3 protein-coding genes are annotated in these 1,578 nt (G+C 42.5%); 2 read left to right on the top strand and 1 reads right to left on the bottom strand.

Annotated elements, in window-relative coordinates:
• A partial coding sequence (locus PX481_RS17485; protein ID WP_288095218.1) for a response regulator transcription factor occupies positions 1–273 on the top strand: 273 nt, incomplete at its 5' end.
• A 19-nt stretch (positions 274–292) separates the two neighbouring features.
• Here PX481_RS17485 and PX481_RS17480 read toward each other — a convergent pair.
• The gene (locus PX481_RS17480) at positions 293–970 is read right to left on the bottom strand and encodes an alpha/beta fold hydrolase (protein WP_002759226.1); all 678 of its coding nucleotides are present in this window, start codon (positions 968–970) and stop codon (positions 293–295) included.
• Positions 971–1,161: 191 nt separating this feature from the next.
• Here PX481_RS17480 and PX481_RS17475 point away from each other — a divergent pair.
• Positions 1,162–1,578 (top strand): Uma2 family endonuclease (locus tag PX481_RS17475; protein WP_288095216.1); only part of this gene is annotated, 417 nt, incomplete at its 3' end.

The following is a 1,578-nucleotide window of genomic DNA, read 5'->3' as shown; positions in this document are numbered from 1 at the left end:
GCCACCTATTTAGACCCCCAAATTGCCCGTTTAGTCATGGATAATCTCAAACCGCCGGCAGTGCAACCTAATCCCAATCTAGCACTTTTATCGGAGCGAGAAATGGAGGTTTTAAAGTTAATTGTTGAGGGCAAAAGTAACGCTGAAATCGCCGAACAACTTTATTTAAGTACCAATACTATTAAAACCCATGTGCGGGGAATTATGAATAAATTAGCCGTGGATGACCGAGTACAAGCGGCCGTAATTGCCCTACGTTCCGGTATTGTTTAAGGGGAAAATGGCGATTTACTTATCCCCTATTCGAGGCTTCTCTAATCACCTCTAAAACCTCTGAAGCATGGGAAATAGTCGGGACGTGACCGGATGCCAAAACCACTGTCTTTGCTCCCATTCTCTCGGCCAAATTAAACTGTAATTCTGGGGGTACGGCTTGATCTTGACTAGAGACAATATACCAGTTCGGCTTATTTCTCCAGGCGGTTGTAGTGGTTTTTGCTGTTAGTAAAGAGGCGGCTGCTGGGGTTTGGGTGGCATAAATTAAAGCGGCTTTTTCGGCGGGCAAATCATTGGCGAGAATCTTCTCTATTCCCTCTTGAGAAATCCAGATAAACCCCTCTTGTTCTTGAAAATACTGTGATGGGGTTTCGTATTCACTAAACAAATCTACCATCGACTCCCCCGCATCGGGAGCCAGCGCTGCAATGTAAACTAAACCGGACACTTTTTCATCGTTGCCGGCTTCTGTGATTACCGTACCCCCCCAAGAATGACCGACTAGAATACATTGTCCTTCGATACGGTTTAAAATTCTTTTCGTAGCAGCTACGTCATCCGCTAGAGAAGTGAGAGGATTTTGCACTGCGATCGCTGCGTATCCTTCGGCTAATAACTGGGCAGTTATCTGATTATAACTAGAACCATCGGCCCAAAAACCGTGAACCAAAACAATATTGTTAATTCTGTTCATAAGACCTCTTACAAAACTCGAAAAGTGCTGGTTTTTAGCATTTTTTAACTCTCAGAGAGCTATTAATATTCTTACATTGTAGCCATTAAGCCCATTTTAACTTTTTAACTCAATTGCCGGTGCTATAACCATCCAAAAAGTATATTCAATCATTTATAATAAGTTATCGACCTATCTCTGTTGGATAAACCATGACTATCGCTCAAAGCTTACCCCTAGTCGAGTCTCATGTAAACCCTGAGATAATCTTCCCACAAGGCCAATTTTGGAGTGATGAACCACCCTTGGAAAGTAACCTACATCTACAACAAATTATTTTACTAATTCAGTGTTTAGAATGGTGGTGGCGCAAGCGAGAAGATTATTTTGCCGCCGGCAATTTAACTATCTATTACAGTCCCAACCAGAAAAAGTCAGAATTCTTCCGTGGTCCCGATTTTTTCGTCGTTTTGGGGACAAACTCCAACCCCAACCGCAGAAGTTGGGTAGTTTGGCGAGAAGAGGGCAAATATCCCAATTTAATTATCGAAATTCTCTCCGATAGTACCGCCAAAGTTGACCGAGAGGAGAAAAAACAAATTTATCAAGATATATTTCGCACTCCCGAT

This window comes from Microcystis sp. M53603_WE2 (assembly GCF_030065435.1).
This window is presented reverse-complemented; position numbering and strand designations above follow the sequence as displayed.

What these genes read in the sequence shown, in the direction of transcription:
- PX481_RS17480 (WP_002759226.1), bottom strand. Translation starts at nt 970, where the DNA reads ATGAACAGAATTAACAATATTGTTTTGGTTCACGGTTTTTGGGCCGAT.